The organism is Neobacillus notoginsengisoli (assembly GCF_003515685.1).
Classification (GTDB): domain Bacteria; phylum Bacillota; class Bacilli; order Bacillales; family Cytobacillaceae; genus Bacillus_D; species Bacillus_D notoginsengisoli.
In genome coordinates this window covers 100,334-121,019 of sequence record NZ_QWEG01000012.1, presented here as the reverse complement: position 1 = coordinate 121,019, position 20,686 = coordinate 100,334, and the positions used below count along the sequence as shown (strand labels likewise).

16 protein-coding genes are annotated in these 20,686 nt (G+C 34.4%); 11 read left to right on the top strand and 5 right to left on the bottom strand.

The window, feature by feature from the left end; all coding sequences use genetic code 11:
- Nucleotides 1-6 precede the first annotated feature (6 nt).
- Together D1B31_RS18285 and D1B31_RS18280 are read right to left on the bottom strand one after the other, a co-directional pair.
- On the bottom strand, nt 7-1,287 hold the full coding sequence (locus D1B31_RS18285) for an MFS transporter (protein WP_118923108.1): 1,281 nt from the start codon (nt 1,285-1,287) through the stop codon (nt 7-9).
- Between the two features lie 70 nt (nt 1,288-1,357).
- Entirely contained in the window at nt 1,358-1,801 is a 444-nt protein-coding gene (locus D1B31_RS18280) for a helix-turn-helix domain-containing protein (protein ID WP_158587600.1), read from the bottom strand.
- Nucleotides 1,802-2,858: 1,057 nt separating this feature from the next.
- On the opposite strand from D1B31_RS18280, the gene D1B31_RS18270 reads away from it, so the two are divergent.
- The 5 genes from D1B31_RS18270 (at nt 2,859) to D1B31_RS18250 (ending at nt 7,185) form a co-directional block, all read left to right on the top strand.
- Nucleotides 2,859-4,130, top strand: a complete 1,272-nt coding sequence (locus D1B31_RS18270; protein WP_158587599.1) for a radical SAM/SPASM domain-containing protein — start codon at nt 2,859-2,861, stop codon at nt 4,128-4,130.
- Nucleotides 4,114-4,413 carry a PqqD family protein gene (locus tag D1B31_RS18265; protein ID WP_118923100.1) on the top strand — a complete coding sequence of 100 codons (300 nt, stop codon included), beginning with the start codon at nt 4,114-4,116 and terminating at the stop codon, nt 4,411-4,413. Before D1B31_RS18270 ends, D1B31_RS18265 begins: the two co-directional genes overlap by 17 nt.
- A complete protein-coding gene (locus D1B31_RS18260; protein WP_118923098.1) occupies nt 4,403-4,951 on the top strand; it encodes a S24/S26 family peptidase in 549 nt (182 codons plus the stop codon). Before D1B31_RS18265 ends, D1B31_RS18260 begins: the two co-directional genes overlap by 11 nt.
- Nucleotides 4,952-5,173: 222 nt before the next feature.
- Complete coding sequence (locus tag D1B31_RS18255) at nt 5,174-5,365, top strand: DUF2187 family protein (protein ID WP_118923096.1); 192 nt, start codon at nt 5,174-5,176, stop codon at nt 5,363-5,365.
- A gap of 155 nt (nt 5,366-5,520) precedes the next feature.
- The gene (locus D1B31_RS18250) at nt 5,521-7,185 is read left to right on the top strand and encodes an NlpC/P60 family protein (protein WP_192894800.1); all 1,665 of its coding nucleotides are present in this window, start codon (nt 5,521-5,523) and stop codon (nt 7,183-7,185) included.
- Between the two features lie 345 nt (nt 7,186-7,530).
- On the opposite strand, the gene D1B31_RS25220 is transcribed toward D1B31_RS18250, so the two are convergent.
- Both D1B31_RS25220 and D1B31_RS25215 read right to left on the bottom strand, forming a co-directional pair.
- Nucleotides 7,531-7,842: an MFS transporter gene (locus D1B31_RS25220; RefSeq protein ID WP_420846124.1), complete on the bottom strand. Its 312-nt coding sequence runs from the start codon at nt 7,840-7,842 to the stop codon at nt 7,531-7,533.
- Nucleotides 7,843-7,860: 18 nt separating this feature from the next.
- On the bottom strand, nt 7,861-8,046 hold the full coding sequence (locus D1B31_RS25215; protein ID WP_420846123.1) for a hypothetical protein: 186 nt from the start codon (nt 8,044-8,046) through the stop codon (nt 7,861-7,863).
- A 318-nt stretch (nt 8,047-8,364) separates the two neighbouring features.
- Between D1B31_RS25215 and D1B31_RS18240 the strand changes: the two genes are divergently transcribed.
- Both D1B31_RS18240 and D1B31_RS18235 read left to right on the top strand, forming a co-directional pair.
- Nucleotides 8,365-11,925 (top strand): RHS repeat-associated core domain-containing protein, encoded by a 3,561-nt coding sequence (locus tag D1B31_RS18240; protein ID WP_158587598.1) that lies wholly within the window; start codon nt 8,365-8,367, stop codon nt 11,923-11,925.
- A gap of 183 nt (nt 11,926-12,108) precedes the next feature.
- Nucleotides 12,109-12,645 (top strand): DUF3916 domain-containing protein, encoded by a 537-nt coding sequence (locus D1B31_RS18235; protein WP_240035332.1) that lies wholly within the window; start codon nt 12,109-12,111, stop codon nt 12,643-12,645.
- Nucleotides 12,646-13,206: 561 nt separating this feature from the next.
- Here the strand turns inward: D1B31_RS18235 and D1B31_RS18230 are convergent.
- Nucleotides 13,207-13,440 carry a helix-turn-helix domain-containing protein gene (locus D1B31_RS18230; RefSeq protein ID WP_158587597.1) on the bottom strand — a complete coding sequence of 78 codons (234 nt, stop codon included), beginning with the start codon at nt 13,438-13,440 and terminating at the stop codon, nt 13,207-13,209.
- Between the two features lie 718 nt (nt 13,441-14,158).
- Between D1B31_RS18230 and D1B31_RS18225 the strand changes: the two genes are divergently transcribed.
- The 4 genes from D1B31_RS18225 (at nt 14,159) to D1B31_RS18210 (ending at nt 20,547) form a co-directional block, all read left to right on the top strand.
- Nucleotides 14,159-15,064 (top strand): Abi family protein, encoded by a 906-nt coding sequence (locus D1B31_RS18225; RefSeq protein ID WP_118923090.1) that lies wholly within the window; start codon nt 14,159-14,161, stop codon nt 15,062-15,064.
- 268 nt (nt 15,065-15,332) lie between these two features.
- Nucleotides 15,333-16,070, top strand: a complete 738-nt coding sequence (locus D1B31_RS18220; protein WP_118923088.1) for a hypothetical protein — start codon at nt 15,333-15,335, stop codon at nt 16,068-16,070.
- Nucleotides 16,071-16,362: 292 nt separating this feature from the next.
- Nucleotides 16,363-18,888, top strand: a complete 2,526-nt coding sequence (locus D1B31_RS18215) for a DEAD/DEAH box helicase family protein (protein WP_118923086.1) — start codon at nt 16,363-16,365, stop codon at nt 18,886-18,888.
- 1,245 nt (nt 18,889-20,133) lie between these two features.
- Nucleotides 20,134-20,547, top strand: a complete 414-nt coding sequence (locus tag D1B31_RS18210) for a hypothetical protein (RefSeq protein ID WP_158587596.1) — start codon at nt 20,134-20,136, stop codon at nt 20,545-20,547.
- Nucleotides 20,548-20,686: the final 139 nt, after the last annotated feature.

The following is a 20,686-nucleotide window of genomic DNA, read 5'->3' as shown; positions in this document are numbered from 1 at the left end:
TGAAATTTATATAGACTTAGCAAATTCACCACGTTTTTGTTTTATTCCAAGATTAATTTCTCGAATATCTTTATCAATTAGAGGAAATAAAGTCCAGATAAATATCCAACTTCCGGACAAGATGTAAACAATTCCCACGCCAAATTTATCACTCAAATACCCTCCTAAGAGAGATACTGCAGGTACAATAATTGCAGAAATTGCAATTGCAAGAGACATCATCCTCCCTCGAAATTTATCCTCTACACAAATCATCATAAATGAATTAAAGGTAATTCGGAGTATCGCCCCTGAAGCAAGCACTAGCATATTTAGTAAGATCCCTATTGCAATAATATTTGTTACTCCCATTAAAACCGTTGCAACCCCGCTGATTGCCAAACCCACTGCAAACAAAGTGGGAGTTTTGAATTTAGTTGTTAATTTACCAATAATTAAACCAATAACTATGGAGCTTATTATGCCAAACATGTTAAATAAACCATATATTGTTGATGTACCATGATATTGATCACTAACTAATACAACTAATAGTGAGGCGTTAAGCATAGCGATGTTTAAAACAGTCGATAAAATAACTAATTTTAGTAATGGCCGATTGCTTTTTAATAATTTGAAGCCGTCTAACATTTCTTGAAAAAATTTTGGTTTTTTTAGCTTTACATCTGACTTTTTAGTTTCTGCTTTTAGTTCTGTTACTAATATTTCGCTTTTTTCCTGTGATGATTTAACCTTTATCAAAAACAACAATATTACTGCTGCCAAGAAATATAAGCCAGAATGGATTAACATTACCCCTGCAAAAGATATTACTGCTAGAATGCCTCCGCCTAGACTATTTCCAATTAATGAAGCAAGATTTCCAGATGAAGAAATATATCCATTAGTCTTTACAACATTTTCTTCACCCACGAATAATGGTATGAGCCGATTTTTAGACGATCCTTCAAGCATCATGCAGCAAGTATGGATAATTACTGCAAAGTAAATATAGATAACGATTAAAGACTTTAAATAGAAATACACAGGTGCAAAAATAACTCCAACTAATCCCAATATACCAAAAGACACTTGCATAGTTGTAAGAGGGTTGTATCTATCTGAAAGAACACCAATAAGAGGGGATAAGAAGATTTGTATGGTAAAACTAATCGCAGTAACGAGGGACGCTGAAAGAGCTGAACCTGTTTGGTGATATACGTACCAAAAAAGAACAATTTGAAAAATACTGTCAGCAGTATTCGTTAAAAATTGATTGAGTGTAATTAATGATATATTCCTATTCATCGTATAAGCCCCCTTATGATTGTTTGTCTAAAACGTGCCCTTGTCCTTCAGATATTTCTGACATCCCTCTCTAATTAACCATTTGCAAAACTTGATTTATGTACTGGATTTTTCCAGTGATAATAAAGCGAGCAATATTATGCTCTTTTATATACTGATAGGAAAACTTTATATTTCCCTTTAACTGATGTGTATTTACAAATTTAATTATCTGTTGAGTTAACTTATCAATCTGGTTTTTGTCTAAGCAAGGATAATCAATGACAGAGCAAATTTCGGTTTCCAGACGCTCTTTTGAATTTAGAAATTCTAGAACCATTTTATTATTAGAATTTGTTACTTCAGCTTGAAAATCTTGATTGTTGAATAACGCTTGGATATTTTCTTCAGTAAATCTCCATTGAACACCGATTTTTCTTCCTTTCAACTTCCCATCCTTTAAATAATTTTGTATTGTTCTCCTGGTAAGACCTGTCATTATAGCCACTTCGTCTACTGTATATAAATTATTCATAAATAATACCTCCAATATATTTCTCTCCACAACTTTCATCTATTTTCATTTTATTTCATACAATTTCATATGTAAAGGAAAAGATTAGTTAGTAATCGAGAAAAATAATTATATTTCAAAAAAAGGTAAAGTTCCTAAAATTGTAACAATTGGAATAAGGTGAAAAAATCTAAATATTGTATTATTTAGTTAAAGAAGGGAGGTGTTGGAAACCATGAAATACAAAAAACCCCAATTGGTAAATGTAAAACAATCTGTAATGTCAGCTTGTCTATGCGGTTGGTTAGTTGGTTCAGGATCTGGTAATGGAATTAGCAAAGTAATATTTAAGGAGGTGTAAAGATGCGGGAATATAAAAAACCTGAACTAAAGATTGTACAGCAAGTAGTATTGTCAGACTGCGCTTGTGGTTTCTTGGTAGGTGGAGGAGCAGGTTAATAGTTAATTAGGTGGGAGAACTAGTTTTAAAATGCACTTTGTGGGGCGGTTTTACTTGTGCCCTACCGGAAAGGACCAATTTGTTCATTTAGTCTTATACATATCTATAGCATCTTTTGAATAAGTGCAAACAGGTTGGTCCCCCCCTAATTACAAGGTCCCTTTAGACCTAAGGAGCTCCAAATAGTAAAGTATTTCGATTCCATGAACTTTGGGATTACCTTACTTGGTAAAGCTAGCCAACAAGTTTATAGTGCATGGATAAGTTTGGTTTTCCCTGGGTTAATGCTAATGAAGTTGGGGCACCTAAGCCTTAATTTCTTAAAACCGGGAGGTAATTATATGTTATATCAAAAACCAGTTCTTAAAATTATTAACAATAAAGCATTATCTGCATGTGCTTGCGGCATCCTTGTTGGATGGGGGACATAAAAATGATCTATCAAAAACCAGTCATGAAAAAAGTAAGTAGCTATATAAGAACTGCCTGTGGATGCGGGGTTTTAATTGGTGGCGGGTGGTAAACGTTTTATAGTTTAAAGAATAAAGGGAAATAAGCAAGATATCTAGCTTATTTCCCTTTTATGGAATCAATTATTCAATGAAAAGGGGTGCAAAGTTGGAAAGAATTAGTGATTCTGTAGTAGCTTACACTAGAAAAAATCAGTTTATTGTACATAATTTTATACTTAATAGTTGGATAGTTGTAGATGAGGATCAAATTGAATTTGTTAAAGAAAATATTATTAATGGACTTCCAGGCTTTAGCCCAGAAACTAAAAAAATTGAAAACCTAATAAAATTATATAAGTTAGCACAAACAGAAAATGAAATCCCTTCCATGTCTCAGGTTAATATTCCCAAAGTTGTTTACTTTGTTGCTACATACAATTGTAATATCAACTGTATATATTGCTATGCAGAAGCTGGTCCAGCTAGAAAGCTTCCAAATGAAATGAAAACTGATGAAACATTAAAGACAATTTCGGAATTGAAAGATATAGGTATTGAAACAATAGTATTTACTGGTGGGGAGGTTTCTTTACGGAAAGACTTATTTACACTTCTAACCCATGCTAAAAATATTGGATTAAAGGCTAACATTATTTCTAATGGCTCTTTTATCAGAACAAGGGAAATAGCGGAAAAGCTTGCTAACCTTTGCAATTTAATAACGATTAGTCTTGATTCATTAGATGAAGAAGAACATGATAAAAACAGAGGTAAAAATTCCTGGAACAATGCAAAAACGGCTATAGATTTATTATTGGAGGCAGGGGCAAGTATAAAAATAAATCAGACGGTGACATTAAATAATAAAGACGCTATTGATAAACTCAGAGTTTTTACGGATGAAAATAACATTAGACTTAATGTCGTTCCTTTTGGTGAGATGGGAAGAGGCAAGGAAAAACAAGACTTTGCACTTCAAGTTAGTGACCGGCTACAAATAGAATTAGACTCAACGAGGAACAGAATGTCTAGAAATGAAACTCAAATTCAACCATTTATTATTAATCAACATTGCGGTTTTGGAATCGGTGAATTTTCTATAGATTTGGTCGGTGATGTATATCTTTGTAAGTTATTGCACACCCCTAAACTTAAAGCTGGGAATGTAAGGGAACAACCCATTAAGGATATTATTACAAATTCGGCAGCTTTTAATAAGGCGAGAAATAGTAGAGTTGATAATCTGAAAAAGTGTAAAGATTGCACATTTAAATATCTATGTGCAGGTGGATGCAGAGGATTACAATATGAACTCACATCAAATTTAGACGGAGTAGATCATACAGAATGCGACATTAATAAGGAATTGCTTTTAGAATCTATGTGGTTATTTTTTAATAGAGATAAGGAGTTGAAAAAGAATGAATATATCTATTAAAAAAGAAAGTTTTGTAGATGACCGCGGAAATGCCATATATATTTTAAGTAAATCTGGAGAAACATTTCTACTGAATGATAACGTCTCCATGTGTATATTTAGATTTTTAACTGATAAATCAAATGTTGATACTAAAAGAATAATTGATAAGGTAAGAGAAGTTTTTTCTTTGGATCATGATTATAAAATAGAAAATGACATAGAAGATTTTATTAATCAAATGATTGAACAAGATATTGTTGAGGAGAATTTCGAGAGTAGTGATGTGATAAATGGATATTAATTTTATAAGTAAGGCAGTGAACTCTAATCGTAAAGTCAAGTTCACTATTCAAGGAATCTCAATGGAAGATACCTTCTACCATGGAGATACAGTATTTATAGAGGCTAAAAAAGACTATAAAGAAAATGACATAGTGGTTATTAAAGATATGCGAGGATATTTAATATCTCATCGGCTAGTTTTTATTGAACCACCTTATATTTTGACTTTAGGGGATAACAATAAATGTTGTGATGCTTTTACAGATATAAGTAAAATAGTTGGATTTATAAGAGATCCCCATAAAACGTATTCGAACAAAAGGATATTGAATCTTAAGAGCTATAGCTGGAAGGAATTTCTTAAAATAGAACACCAAGAACTCGATAGTAGAATAGTCTTATTACTGAGTAGCAAATATATAGAAAAATATATCTCAAATTCAAATTTTGAAAAACCACTTGATAGAAATGGGAAATATTTAATTGTATATGATATACCTGATGAAGTAATTGACTCCTTAGTTAAAACGGCATATAGTATTAACCCAGTAATCTAGCGTTTCTTAAGCTAATCACTTTGTGGTTAGCCTTTTTTTTTTGTTAAGTTAATCTAACCATTTAAATTACAGAGTTTTATTTTTATTTCCTCTACTTTTTTCTATAATATGTTAGAATATATATAATCAAATTTACCGGAATGGGAGAGCCCCACAGTGTAGAGTGAAATCATCACTCTGTATTTGTGGGGCTCTTTTTATTTTTGAAACGGAGGCAAAAAATTGGCTAGAAATCGAAAAGCTAAGATGGGAGAAACCATACAGTTTATGAGAAAAGGAGAGATTCATAAGGGAGTAGTTTTTAAAGTGAATGAAAACAGCGTCCTGGTACAAATTCCAGAGGAAACAAAGAATCTTTTAGATTATGAAACAAACAGGACTGTCGTTGGCCATAAAAACTATGTGATTGCATAGTAGCAGGGTTACTAATATGGAAAATAAATACCTTCATACATTAATTACGATTTTCTTTTTTATCATTTCCTGTTTTTTTGTATTAGGTCTGATTATTTATTTGCCTTAGAGAAAGGAGACTTATAGTGTCACTTGAAAAGTTAGGGGGATTGCAAATGAAGATAGCTAAATTAACATTAGCCGTTTCGTTAGTTGGCACAGGAATTACTAGTGCTACACCAGCTGAAGCTGAAACAAACAAAGCAACCGAGAAAATAGAACAACAAAAAAAGCACATTGAACTTCAAATCAATAAAATGGATAACAAAATTAATCAGCTGCAAAATGAAAAGTTGATACTGAAAGGACACATAGAAAAATTAAAAAATGCTATTCAAGATAACGAGGTCGTTTTGCGTGAAACCGAAGCTTCATTCAAAATTTTAATGGAAGAAATACAAGTACTTAGCCAGTCCATTAATCATCAAAAAGAAAAATTAGGAATAAAAACAAATAGCCTAATTGAATTTGCGGATCTTCGTGTGTTACCAAAAGAACCGGAAAGCTCATACAAGCTGTCATTTAACTTATTAGCCCAGGCACAGGAGTTAGGAACACTATTAGCCGAAGAAGAGCGGTTAATTGACCTCCAAAAGCAAGCAAAAACGGTTCAGTTAGATTTAGTAGGTATGGAAGAACACTTATCGGACCAACTCAGCCAAAAATCTTCTCTACTAAAAGAGTTGGAAAATAAGGAAGCGGAGGCAGCCGAACAGAAAGACTCCTTAATTGAGGAAACCGAAATGCTCACTAACCAAAAGTCTGCAATTGAAAAAGCCATCGAATATGAAAAAGCTAGTAAAGAGGGGACACTAAAATTAAAACCAGATACAATTCCTCATTATTTTAATGATATGGTGGAAACGATTGTACCTGGTAAGGTTCCGGATCAGTTTATGAAACATTATATTAAAGCCGAAATGGAGTATGGAGTCCCTTGGTATTATTTAGCCGCAATTCATAAGATCGAGACTAACTTTTCCACTCATTCAAAAATGGTTTCTTCCGTTGGAGCTGTCGGTCATATGCAGTTTATGCCAAGTACCTGGGTTGGGAGCAAATATGAAACGGTAGGCGGCTTAGTAGCCTTCGATTTAGATATTACTGACTTGCATGTAATTAAGGCTGGGAAAGGATATGGAGTAGACGCAGACCTGGACGGCATAGCAGACCCCTGGAGCCTTGCTGACAGCATTGCGGCCGCGGCTAAGTACCTTTCTGCTCATGGGTTCTCCAAGGATCATAGAAAGGCAATTTGGCATTATAACCATGCTGATTGGTATGTAAATAAAGTGATTGCTTATGCGGAGACCTATAAAAATGGCACAGGCTCAGATGGACCTATTGAAATGTTTGCCGGCTCTGCAAAAAATGTGGTTACTGTAGGAAATCGTTGGATTAATAATTCAGTATATGTATTTGGCGGCGGTAGGAACCATACAGACATTAACCTTGGAAGGTTTGATTGCTCTAGCTTTGTTCATTGGGCCTATTCGGAAGTAGGAGTAAAATTAGGTGAACTCACTTCTGTCAGTACCGAAACTCTAAAGAATCTAGGGGAGACGACCAATGTAAATGACCTGCAGCCGGGTGATCTAGTATTTTTTGATACCTATAAAAAGGATGGCCATGTAGGAATTTATATTGGAGATGGTAAATTCATAGGATCTCAGAGTTCAACCGGTGTCGCTATTGCAGATATGACAAAGGGCTACTGGAAGGAAAAGTTTAATAACCGAGTAAAGAGAGTAATTGCTATAAATAGCATGGAATATAATTAAAATTAAGGAAATGTATATTATAATTAAAGTATATTTTTTCTTAATTTCTTTTTTCTATGCAACCTTAACTAAGGTTAGCGGGTTATTCAATAAACATTGGCGCCTTTGGGCGAACTTTTCATACTAGGTTTCTACTAATTTTGTATTAGAGAATGCTTAGTATAAACAAAGTTCACCCCAGGGCGCTTTTTTTGTTGTCTAACCGCAAAAAAAGAATCTATTTTAGGAGGTGAGGGATAATATGTTAATGAATTTATGGGAAATTTTAAAAGTTCCTTTAATGTGTGGGCTTTTTAGGCTTTGGCTTAGGAATTATAATGACGCCATAATCGTTGAAGTGACTTTTCAAGGCATGATACCATTTGCTGCCCGAGCCTGTCGATATTGACATTTGTACCGGGAGCGTCTCCCGTGTCCATTTTGCGAGAATGAAAGAGAGCAGCAGGCCGATAAACCCTGATACAATCCAAACCTCGAACGGATAATAGCCCCAAGAATCGGTCCGACAATAACGGAAATATTAATCGATGTATAAAAGACGGCGAAAACATCGCTTCGGTCTTTTTCAGGCACGAGGTCGGCAACCATCGCCTGGCTTGCAGGCCAAATAAATGAACCGAATACGCCCGCAAGCGTGAAACAGGCAAAACCAAGCACAGGCGAGTCGAGCCAAGGTTACTGAGCGATTCCGAGGATGAAAAACGACAGTCCTTGTCCGGCTGCAGATAAGACCATCATCCGTTTCCGTCCAAACCGGTCCGCACAATAACCGCCCAGCAAGTTGGCGGCTACTGAAAAAACCTGCGAGAAGCAGCAGCCTCGCCTTTTTTTCCCGAACTCCCCGGCAAAATAAATCGTCAAAAACGGGAATGAGGAATAAACTTAATCTCATATATGCGTTTTGGCATCTTCCTCTATGTTAATTCCTTATACTGCTAGATTCCTCTGTATATTTCGCACAATTTTTTTAGATCAAAAAGGATTTATGGACAACAGGAAGAAGTACTATTATAAACCAATCAAGGAGGTAAATGGTAAACGCACAACACTTATTTTTGCATTTATTTTAAAAAGGTGGGTGAATGTTTCATGGGAATTTATTTAATGTCAAAGTTCAAAAAAAGGGTTACTAATAGTCTAGTCTTTAAAAGCTTTATTGTGTTTTGTGCTATAACCTTATTGATCCCATTACTAGAACCAGGTTATACAGCTGCTCTTACTTGTACGCAAACCATTAATAAAACAGATCCAATAGATCCTGATCCCGGCGGATGCACTCTTCCACCGGGAACTGGCGAACATGTCAATCCGAGTGTTTCTTCAGACGATTTAATTTCGGGTATCGAGGATTACTTCACATACCACACTCATTCCATGGGGAATTTAACAGGATCTGTAAATGTGACTACAGGTAATATGAATCTTCAAGTAACTGATCATTCTTTATTTACTAGAGGAAAGCAGGGTTTTAGTTTAACTAGATTTTACAATTCAAAATCCACTCAATCATCTGCATTAGGTAAGGGTTGGACGTTTCAAGGGAACGAATCTCTTCATAAAAAATCGACAGAGTTGCAGGACATTTATTACTTAGACGAAGATGGCACAGCGCATGAGTTTTTATTTAATCCGACAACAGCCAGCTTTATTTCTCCTAAGGGAAAATACTTTATCTTAAAAAAAGAAACGGTAAATGGAACTAAAGGCTTTTCACTAACTGATGGGCACGGTAATATTAAGTTTTTTGAAGAAGTTCCATTGAGTTCTACTAGGTACCGTTTATATTCATATCAGGATCCTTATAATAATTTAATCCTATTTCGTTATACAAATTTAAGCACCAGACTAAGAGAAATTTCTGAAGTGGATTCTTCAGGAACCATAAGAAATAGCATAACCTTAACGTATAATTTGGAAGGTATGTTAACCAAAACCATCTTCAAGGACCGCTGGGTGGAGTATGAATATAATAAAAAGAAACAGCTGATTGCTACTATTGTCAAAGCAAGTGGAACGGCCAAGACCATAACAAATTCCTACGACTATGATAGTGTGTACGGATACATGACTGCCTTTACAGATGGGAAGGGCAATACCAATACATTCAGTTATGAAAATAACCGGCTGTCCATCCTGACACCGCAGGCGGACGGGAAGGATTCAATTGAAACTACCTATACGTTCGATATATCGGCGAACTCCTATAAAGTTAGCGACACCCAGGGGAAAACGACTACCTATAAAAGGGATTCAGCCAAAAACACCTTTGCGGTGACCGATGTGATTAACCAGGATGGAACCACAAGCAAGACAACCTATGATGCTAACTACAACGTCCTGACAGTTACGGATGAAAACGGTAAGACGGAAACCAATCAATTTGACCAGAATGGCAATTTGATTAAAGCTACTGATAAAGAGGGGAAAATCACCTCGTATGCATATGACGACAAAAACCAGGTCATCGAAAGGATGGACCCTAATGGAGTCAAGACGGTTAATGTCTATAATGACTACAAGCTGATTAGCAGCCAGACTGGACAGGAAATCACAAAATATGAATCTGACTCATATGGACGCGAAACGAAGGTCACCTATCCAAATAACACCTATACAATGACCAGCTATGACGAGGCAAATAAAATGATCACCAAAACGGACACAAAAGGGGTCACGACAAGAACTGTTTACAACGATTACGGACAGGTGATCAGCGAATCGGATGGGGAAGGTCGGACGACCAGCTATACGTTCGATTTATTGAATCCTGATTTAAAAACCTCTGTGACAGACGGGAATGGCAACAAGACCTCATACGTCTATGATGCCAACGGGAACATGACCTCCCTTACAAATCCCAATGGAAAGGTGAAGTCTTATAAATACGATGGAAACGACCAGTTGGTGGAATCCTTATTCCCGATAAGCAGCACCCAATCAATAAAAACATTGAAAGTCTATGATATAAACGGGAACCTACAAAAGACCCAGCTTCAGTCGGGAATCAGTAAAAATGTTGTGTATGATGAAGTAGACCAGGTAGCCAATGTCACGGTCAAAAACAGCGCAGGGCAAGCCACGCTTCATTGGGTGAATACCTATGACAACGCTGGACAGCTGTTGAACAGGAGCTTTAAAGATCTATTAACCAATACCATATTAGTACAAAAGACTTATAGTTATACAACAAACAACCTGGTAGAGAAATATACACAAGGACCGAATTACTCCACCACCTACGGTTATGACGAGATGGATCGGTTGAAAAATGGAACACTTACCTACAATGATACAGTACAGGCTTTCATGCTGTACCAAAGCAGGACCTACACCCCCGAAGGAAAAGTGGAAGGGGTTACTGTAGGCCCGACTTCGAATCCGTTTATCCGCATGCATAATTCGTATGACTTGAAGCAAAACAAAGCAGATGTCAGTTTCCATAACGGTCTGTTCAGGAGCGCATATACCTATGATCCAAGCAACAATCTAACCTCCATCCAGTACCTGAGAGGAATGGATACGACACCATCGCTTTCCATTTCTTATGAATATGACAAGTCCGGAAATATCCTGAAGGTTACGGACAGGAGTGGGAAGAGCATCTACACCTATGATGCCAACAACCAATTGCGGACGGAAACCCTGCCGGATGGCACCTTGAACGAATACCAATATGATAAGGTTGGTAATAGGCTGAAAACTGTTCATAATGGAGAAGCAACTACCTTAACGTACAATGATGGCAACCAAATAATCACAAAAAACGGAACAAACTTCTCCTATGATTTGGATGGGAATCTTAAGCAGGATGACAGATTCAAATACGAGTACAATGATGTGGGTGTCCAAAAGAGGACCACTTCTCTGAATAATACCGAGGTCGCCAAATACGAGTACGATGAGGAAGGGCTCCGGACGAAGAAAATTGTCGGTACCAAAACGTATGAATACTATTACGAGGGAGAGGATGCCAACCTGTCACTCGAGGTCACGAAAGAAAATGGCCAGGTTCAAAGATACCGGCATTACCACTGGGATGAGAGCGGAAAAGCTGTCGGAATGGTGATAAAGGATAAGGACCAGGCAGGGAACTGGCAGACCAAAACTTATTACTTCTGGACGAACCTCCGTGGGGATGTGACATCCATCGTTAATACTATGGGTTCTGAAATAGGATCATATTCGTACGATGCTTACGGGAATATATTGAGTGAAACTGGAACAATTGCAAAGGAAAATCCTATCCGTTATGCAAGTTACTATTACGACCAGGAGACTAAACAGTACTACCTGAAAGCGCGATACTATGACCCGCTAAATGGAAACTTCCTTTCAAAGGATCCTTACCCTGGCGATAAGAATAATTCCCTTTCACAGAATGGTTATAGTTATGCTGAAAGTAACCCTATAACATTAGTTGATACTACTGGGAAAGCTCCAAACAGACCTAGTACAAGAATAGATATTGGAGGGAGTAACAGTAGTGGTGGAAGAGGTGGTTCTGGTAGAGTCACAAACGTGACGAAACAGCAAAGTCCTATCTGGAGGAAATTAACGCCTGTAAAAGGACGAAATTATAAAACGAGCGGCAAAGGGAAAAATAAAAAATACTACTCTTGGGATAATAGGCATAATGATATTGAGGTTTTTAATAAAAATAGAGTTCATTTGGGTTCAATGGATCCAAAAACAGGAAAAATGTATAAACCACCCGTGAAAAGTCGTACTCTTCAGGATTAATAATAATACACTTAATTGTTGCCTCCTGGAACTATAAGTGAATATTTTACATTCTAGAGGAAGAGTCCTTAAATACAAAAATAAATAATTTTCAATGCAAAAAAAGAGTTACTATGGAACCCAAAAAGTTTAATTTTTGTTATCTAAATATAACGGAGAAATTTACAATATAAAGGAGAAAGTATGAAAAAAAAAATTAGAGGACAAAAAAGAAAGACAAAAAATATGATTGACCAAATCATTCATTTAACCGAAGAGTTTCCAACTGAATTTTATAATAATAATCACTGGTGTTTACATTTACCAGTTAGCCAAGCTTTTATTAATTCAAGTAAACTACCTTTAGGAATAAAAAGACTTTGTGTTCAAACATTAATAGATCGTACAATTCATTTAATTGAAAAAAAACCGCATTCTAATGATTTTTTAAGAGTTATTGCGGCAATACAACTACCGAGTTTATGGAACTCCCAAATTATTATATTTAAGGGAGAATCTTATTACAAGGAGTTTTTTCAAAGAGATAATAAATATTATAATTGGACCCCTTTATCTAATAATAGAAATCTGATTAGAGAATTGGGAGTAGATATTCCAAAAGACATTAAAATAAGAGGAGTTAAAGAAATTATTGATGATGAAGATGGATACTTTGAAAATGAGATTTGGTTTATTGGTGAGTTAGAGGAAGGTATTATTTCTCAAAAAGAAAATAGTTAATATTAATCTACAATCTTTTTGCTTCTGTCAATTTTACTTTACCATAATTATTAACATATTGAATAATAAAGCAGCTTTTTGAGTTGATGATACAGATACATTTTTTGTATCTTATTTGATACCCTTAAAGCTGTTTTTTGTATTTTTATTAAAGTTGGTGATTCTAAAGAGAGTCTAATTTTAATTATTCGTTTATTCTCTATAAACCCCGGCAAATCAAAAATTAATCTGAATTACAGATAGGAATAGCTGAAGAGTTTCCCCTGTATTATTCGTATAATACTAATTAACGCTTTAATAAATTGGTTGTAAAAACGTCTAAACCATTGGTACATATGGGATTGGACGTTTTTTTATTATTTCATAATTAAGTTTAAGAAGGATTAACACTTATTATAAGATTTAAATACCTAAAAAGGCAAAAGTCCTTTTGGTAGTTACACTATAATCATGTAATAGATGCAAGTATTATGCGTTTTTTATTTGTTGTATGAACCAGGCAAAACCGAGATTAATCGGAAAAGCAAAATTTTCCCATAGATTTAGCGGCGTTCGTGGTTCTTAATCTGGCTCATCATGTTTTGATAGTAGTTCAATTAATAATTCCACTTCATCAATATCATAAAAATTGGCTAGCCGGTGTATTGCTATCCGATCAAGATTTCCACGGAAGCCTTTCTCAAGCCTACGGATTCTAATCGAACTTATTCCAATTATCCTAGCCACCTGGACTTGGGTTAGCTTCAATTCTTTCCGTAACTTTCTTAATTTGTCTCCTCCATGTTCTGAAGCCACTGTAATCTCTCCTTGGAAATTAAATTTACTATTCAAAGTAATTTTTTTATCTCGTAAGACAAATTGTTCAAATACCTTACTTAGGAAGATTGGGGAAAACGAAATGATGCATAAAGCCATTCCATTGACTCTTATTGGTTAATTAAACTAAAATAATTGTAACAGAACCCACCACGCCTCTTGACAATGCGTACCAAGTTGGGGCATTTTGTTTTATTCAAGGATAATGAAAATTGGCTATCGATGAAGATAAATCTAAAATCAAACAGGATAAAGCTTTCCAGCGGCTGAAGAAATATCCATCTCTTTTCCTGTATCATCTCTTACGAATGTAGTTGTGCCGGTTGATCCTGGTTATTCGAAGGCACTACATTTTTAACAAAAAGATGGTCAGGAATAATTAGAGAAAAATAGCTAAGTAACAAAAACCAATAGGGATTAAAAGGAAATAGGGATTGGTTAAAATTATAAGCATTTACTATACTTTAGGATGATTGTAGAAATTAGACCTATCCTATTGTTAAATCCATTAGCAAGCATTTAGAGGCAGGAAGGAAAAAGTATATATAAAACTTGGGAAAATCAAATAATCACAATAATAGCCATTTCGTTGACTTTTGTGGTTATTTCAAATAATATTATAGTAACAGAACCCACCACGCCTCTTAACAATGCGGACCAAGGTGGGTCATTTTTTTATTCAAGGAGATAATGAAAATTGGCTCTGGATAAAGATAAACCTAAAATCAAACCACCTACTACGTTTAAAGAACAAGTAAAGTTGTTTGAAAGTAGAAAGCTCCATATCGAAGATTCAGACTACGCAGAAAAAATATTACAGCGGGTTAATTATTATCGTTTATCTGCTTATGGCCTCTCTTTTAAAGATCGTCTTATTAAGGATGAATATGTAGCTGGAGCTTCTTTTAATAAAATGGTGTCCCTATATGAGTTTGACAGGAGACTTCGGTTATTGCTGTTAGGAGCTTTGGAAACTATTGAAATAGCGTTTAGAACACATATATCCTATGAATTAGCCCATAAACTAGGTCCTATTGGGTACCGGGATAAAGAAAATTTTCTTAACGAAAAATTTCATCAAGATTCTTTAATAGAACTTGATTCATTAATATCAAAAAGCCGTAAAGGTGAGTTATTTGTAGAGCACCACTTTAAAAAGTATGACGGAGTGTTTCCTATATGGGCTGCCATCGAGGTAACTTCATTTGGATTTCTATCTAAGTTTTATCGGAATTTAAACGAGGATTTAAAAAAACACATAGCAAAAATTTATTACAACGTCCCTTATCTTTATATGGAAAGTTGGCTACAAACCTTATCGAATGTCCGTAATGTTTGTGCTCACTATGGCCGCCTATATAATAAGCATCTCACTTTTAAACCGCGACTATTTAAAGAGGATGCCAGACAATTTAGCAACCGACATATTTACGCTGCTATCTACTTAACAGAACGTTTGTTAACTAAAACGGAAGGAATCAGATTTATTACCGATTTAGACGCCCTTATATCTGAATATGAGGAAGATATTGATTTTGCCCATATCGGTTTTCCTTCTAACTGGAAAGATCTCTTAGAAAAATTAAATAAGCAAAAGAATTAATCTAGGGGAGCTTTAGCATCGCTCTTCTTTTTTGTTTAATTATAGGACTAGAAAGGATAGTATCATTTAATTTCCTTAGTGAACTACCATATAAGAATATAAATGACTTCTTTTATCCAAACCTAACACTGGAATACCTCTATATTTAGGTACGTAGGTAATAACTTATTGAGGAATATTCAAAACGTTTGTTCGTAATTAATTGCTAGTATACCAATGAATTGGTAAAATGAAGTTGTTAGTAAAAAAACACACGGAGGTATTTTATTTGAGGCAGATTGATCAAAAGTCTGTTCTACAAGAGAAGCCTCAACTAGAATTAACAACAATTCCTGGCCCTTTAGTTAAAAAAACCTTAATAGCAAATAGTTTAAATGAAACTTTTGAGGAAGCTAAACTAGAGTGGGAGTTAGAAAGTTACATTCCAAAAGAATCAGAAGATTTTGTAGATAATTGTGAACTCTGCAATCACAGAAACTATGTTGAAAATTGGCAAATTAAAAATCAAAACACAGAAAGAAAACTTAAGGTTGGGTCTGATTGCATTAGAAGGTTTGTTCAATTAGCCGGAACAAAGAGTCAAAATGAAAGTAATGCATATTTTGATATAAAAGAAAAAGAAATTAAAAAGGAACTTGAACTTAGAGTAAATTATAAACAAGTTTTAGTCTACCCATTGCCGACAGTAAGAGTTGCAAACAGGTTCAAAAGAGTTACTTTAGAATTATTAACCGAAAGAGGAAAAATACATCTTATTGATACTCCCGAAGGCCATATAGAAATATTTAAATCCCTATATGCTCAAGACAATCCTTCCAATAAAGAACTTGGAAATTTTAAAAGCTTAATGAGCAACCCTGTAACATTACCTCTTCAAAAAGAAACCAGAAAATATAAGGAGTTAATAATCAAAGAAGGTAGTACCTTTAAAAAACGAGGGAAAGTTACTAACATTTCATTAGTTACATCGAAAATCTATAGAAACCCGGAAAAGAAATACGAATAATAGTCTTACCCACTAGTTAAGAATTTTACTAGTGGGTTTTTCCTTTAGATTCTTATATATTTCTGTTGAATGGCCTTTTAAAAAAATGGTTATTTTTCTTCAATCAACCATATTACATATTTTTTTACAATTGTATGCCTGCCAGCTTAAAAGTTAGAGAAAATGCTAAATAATCACCATCTAAAAAATAATATATATTATTAACATTATTCATGAAATATATTCAATATTTTACAAAAAAGAGAATATATTGAAGAATCGTGCTAAAATATACCAAAAAGGAGGTATTCAAATGAAGATAGATTTTGAAAAACTTTCAGGTAATAACTCTGTTGATACCTTATTACATCCTAGAGAAATATTTTCTGCGCTGCCCGAAAAAAATGATGAAAAGTTTGCTTATCCAAGAGATGTACAGACTGAAGTTTGGAATAAATGGTTTAAAAATAAGGACGATAAAAATTTAGTAATTAAAATGAATACCGGAAGTGGTAAAACTGTAGTAGCTTTACTTATATTAAAAAGCTGTCTAAACGAGAATAAAGGTCCAGCAGTTTATGTACTTCCAGATCCGTATTTAGTAAGACAAGCATTAAGGGAAGCACGCGAATTAGGAATTGAAACGACCGATAATCCCCAAGATCCAAATTTCAGAAGAGGTAATTGCATCCTGATAACTAGTATTTATAAACTTATCAACGGTCATTCAAAGTTTGGAGTAGGCGAAATACAAATTGAGATTGGAAGTATTGTAATAGATGATGTTCATGCATGTTTAGATACAACAGAAGAACAATTTACTCTTAAAATTCCAGTTACTTCTGATCTATTTTCGAAAATGTTAAATATTTTAAAGCAAGGATTGGATAGTCAATCAAGTACTAAGCTATTAGAATTAGAAAATGGAGATCCAAATGCCAATATGCTTGTTCCATATTGGCACTGGAATGACAATATACCAGCAATACGTGGTTTACTATTTGAATATTATAAGCATTTTCTGACACAAAAGGAAAAGGATCGCGATTATGAATCACTTTTTTTCGTATGGCCATTAATCAAAGAACATCTTGAATTATGTAATTGTGTCTTTGGTTCGGATTTTATAGAAATTTCACCTAAATATAATATTATTGATGCTTTCCCGAGTTTTATGGAAGCGAATAGAAGGGTATTTATGAGTGCTACGCTCTCTGATGATAGTATTTTAGTATCTCACTTTGATGTTCCGTCTGATGCAATAAAAAGTTCCATTACGCCCGACAGTTCTAACGATATTGGAGACAGAATGATATTAGTCCCACAAGAATTAAATTCCACTATTGATAATGATAGCTTTAAAAACTATATAAAGGAAATTTCTACACAATATAATACTGTAGTCATTGTTCCTTCAAATTATAGAGCAAAATACTGGGAAGATATAGCTGATCGAATCCTACGCTCAGACTCACTGTACGAAGGGGTAGAAGAACTTAAGAGCAAGCACGTTGGACTAGTGGTCCTGGTAAATAAATATGATGGAATAGACTTACCAGGTAATGCATGTAGAATTTTAATTATTGATGGATTACCCGATGTACGAAGAAAAATTGAAAAATTTGAAGAGGGCGCATTACAAGGAAGTCAAATGGTTTTACAAAATAAAATTCAAAAGATTGAACAAGGAATGGGTAGGGGGGTAAGGTCTAGAGATGATTATTGTGTAGTTTTCTTAATGGGCAACTCATTAGTTAATGAATTATATGTAAAAGATGCCATTAGAAAATTTACTCCGGCAACAAATACTCAACTTCACATCTCACAACAGTTATCAAAACAGGTGATTGCTCACGGTTTTGAATTAGACAACCTTACGGATTTAATCCATTATTCATTAACAAGGGATAAAGATTGGGTTAAAGCCAGTAAAGGAGCTCTTGCACAAGTAAAATATAATCCTGATAATAGTATTTCAGAAATAGTTGTAAAAGAAAGAGCAGCATTTAACCAAGCTTTAAACCGGCAATTCCAAAAATCAGCGAGCTTAATACAAGAAGCAATAAATACAACGGGTGACAATAAAGTAAAGGGTTTATTAAAACAACACTTGGCTGAATATTATTATTTCTTTGATAAAGTACAGTCACAACAGATTTTAACCTCGGCTAGAGAATTAAATCGCCAAATTCTTAGCCCAATAGAAGGAATTCAATATGAAAAAATTACAAATCTATTTCATAGTCAAGCACAAAATTTAAAAGGTTTTTATAACGATGTTTTTAATAACCCAAATAAATTTATTCTAAGCTTAAAGAGTATAGTTGAAAAGCTGGTTTTTCAACCCGAAACAGCCCCAGCTTTTGAGAAAGCAATGAAAGACCTTGCTTTTTATCTTGGTTTTAATGCTCAGAGACCTGAATTTGATTTTAATAAAGGACCTGATGTCCTTTGGGCTGTAGGAAATTTAAATTTCTTTGTTATTGAATGTAAAAATGGCGCAATTACCGAAAAAATAAATAAAAAGGACTGTAATCAATTAAACGGATCTATAAATTGGTTTACAAATGAATATGATAATTCATGTATTCAAATTCCAATATTGGTTCATCCAAGTAACATTTTTGAACATGCATCCTCGCCGCATCAAATGATAAGAATAATTACAACGGAAAAACTAAACTTGTTAAAAGCTCATATTTTTGAGTTTGCAAAAGCATTAACCAATGGGAATACAATCCAAGATCTTAATCAAGTTAACCGATTGATTAATTATTTTGACTTTACCCCACAAAAGTTTATTGAAAAATATACTACTTCATTTACGGTAAGTAGTTAATTAAAATTTTTTTCAACAATAATTAGACATGGGTTGCCACACCTATGTCTTTTTTTATGAAACCTGTTTTTAAAAATGCAAGCCTTATTGCAGGTATTTATGTTAAATGATATAAAATTAAAAACCGGACAACAAAGACAAGAACGATGTTAACTTTTCTTTGTAGAATAGAAAGGACTTGGACATGATGTAAGCAGTATATATAAAGTTTGCCTTGTCTAGTTGATTGCAGTCTAAAACAAAAAGTATGGATAATTTCAAATAAAATAAGGGAGGGGAAATTAGGGTAGAATCCTTAAAAGAGAAATAAGCTTGCAGAGAAATAGAGCGAAGTGGATGGGGGAGGTTAAAAGAGGGTTTAACTATTCGTATAATACTTTTAATAAATTGGTTGTAAAAACGTCTAACCCTTGGTACATAGGGGATTGGACGTTTTTTTATTATTTCATAATTATGTTTAAGAAGGATTAACGCCTAAAACCTCAAAAGGCAAAAGAACTTTTGGAAGTTACACTATGACCATCACGAGAAGGTATCCGAATACCTGGTTTCTAATTCCATTACTTTTCCGTTTTCTTCGATCCTTTATCTTTATTCGTTCCAGGCAAATATTTTATTTTTTGGTAGCTTTCTTCATTGTCCACGAAGTCTAACTCTCCATTTAATACTTCGTCAGCAAGAGTTAATTTTTTTGAAGTACTTAACCTCGTTTTCTTCAGAACCTCTTATTGTTATAGTCTTATGATTATGTTCTATTGCATCAGTTAGAACGTGTAGTAGCCACATTTTTAATAAGCTTTAACAAAAAGCACCCGAAGCAATTGACTCAATGAAAGAACCTGGTATGCAGTATGCATTGCTAATGTCGGAAAAAAGAATAGGCAAGAACTGGTGATAAAAATCTATTAGAAGTACTTGTAGATATTCTCGGCGAAAGCTTAAACATTCATGAAAGATCATAAATGCAATTTGTTTTAAATGAGTCCTCAAAAATTGTCCCAGAGCTCGGTGGCTTAACCAAAGGGTGCAAGCATTATAACTGTTAATGAACAGTGTAACAAAACTGTCAAATATTTGAAACGCTTGTGAAACCTAGGATAAACAGAGTTTTCATTCCCTGTATTATAAATGGAAATTCTTTCCGCATTTCCATTTATATGTATTGATACTATAATCTACTGGAATGGAAAAAAAACCAAAGTTCTGATTTGAGGTGACTCGCAAAAATAAGATAGTTTGACTTCTATGAAAAAGAAAAAACTAAAGAGGAGAGCATTTATGCAAACAAAGATTAGAATTTATAAACTTATTAGTGTTTTTCTATCCTTCCTGCTTATTTTCACTTCAATTCCTTGGCAGACTATACATGTATCAGCAGAAGAGACCGGTTCAGCTCCTAATGTTCAGTCTAAGGTTAATGATGAGACTCAATCCACTGATATAAAGGAAATTCCTTCGCTCCGCACTGAGAAAGCAAAGGTCTTTCAAAACAAGGATGGATCCTATGTATCCGAGGTCTTCCTGGATCCCATTCATTACAAGGAAAATGGTAAATGGGAGGATATTAATAACACGCTTGAAGAAAATTTTCAGGGTGAGTATGAAAACAGGGCAAACAATTTCAAGGTGAAGTTTCCAAAGATACCCAAGAACAAATAGAATATAACCCTATTTAACTACGAGATTGGCGGGCATTCGGTACAGGTTGAAGCTATCGACAATGAACCGATAACACCAAAAGTCCATACAGAAGGCGAGGATATCGCCCCGGTAATTGAAAAGGAAAAAAAAGTCAAGT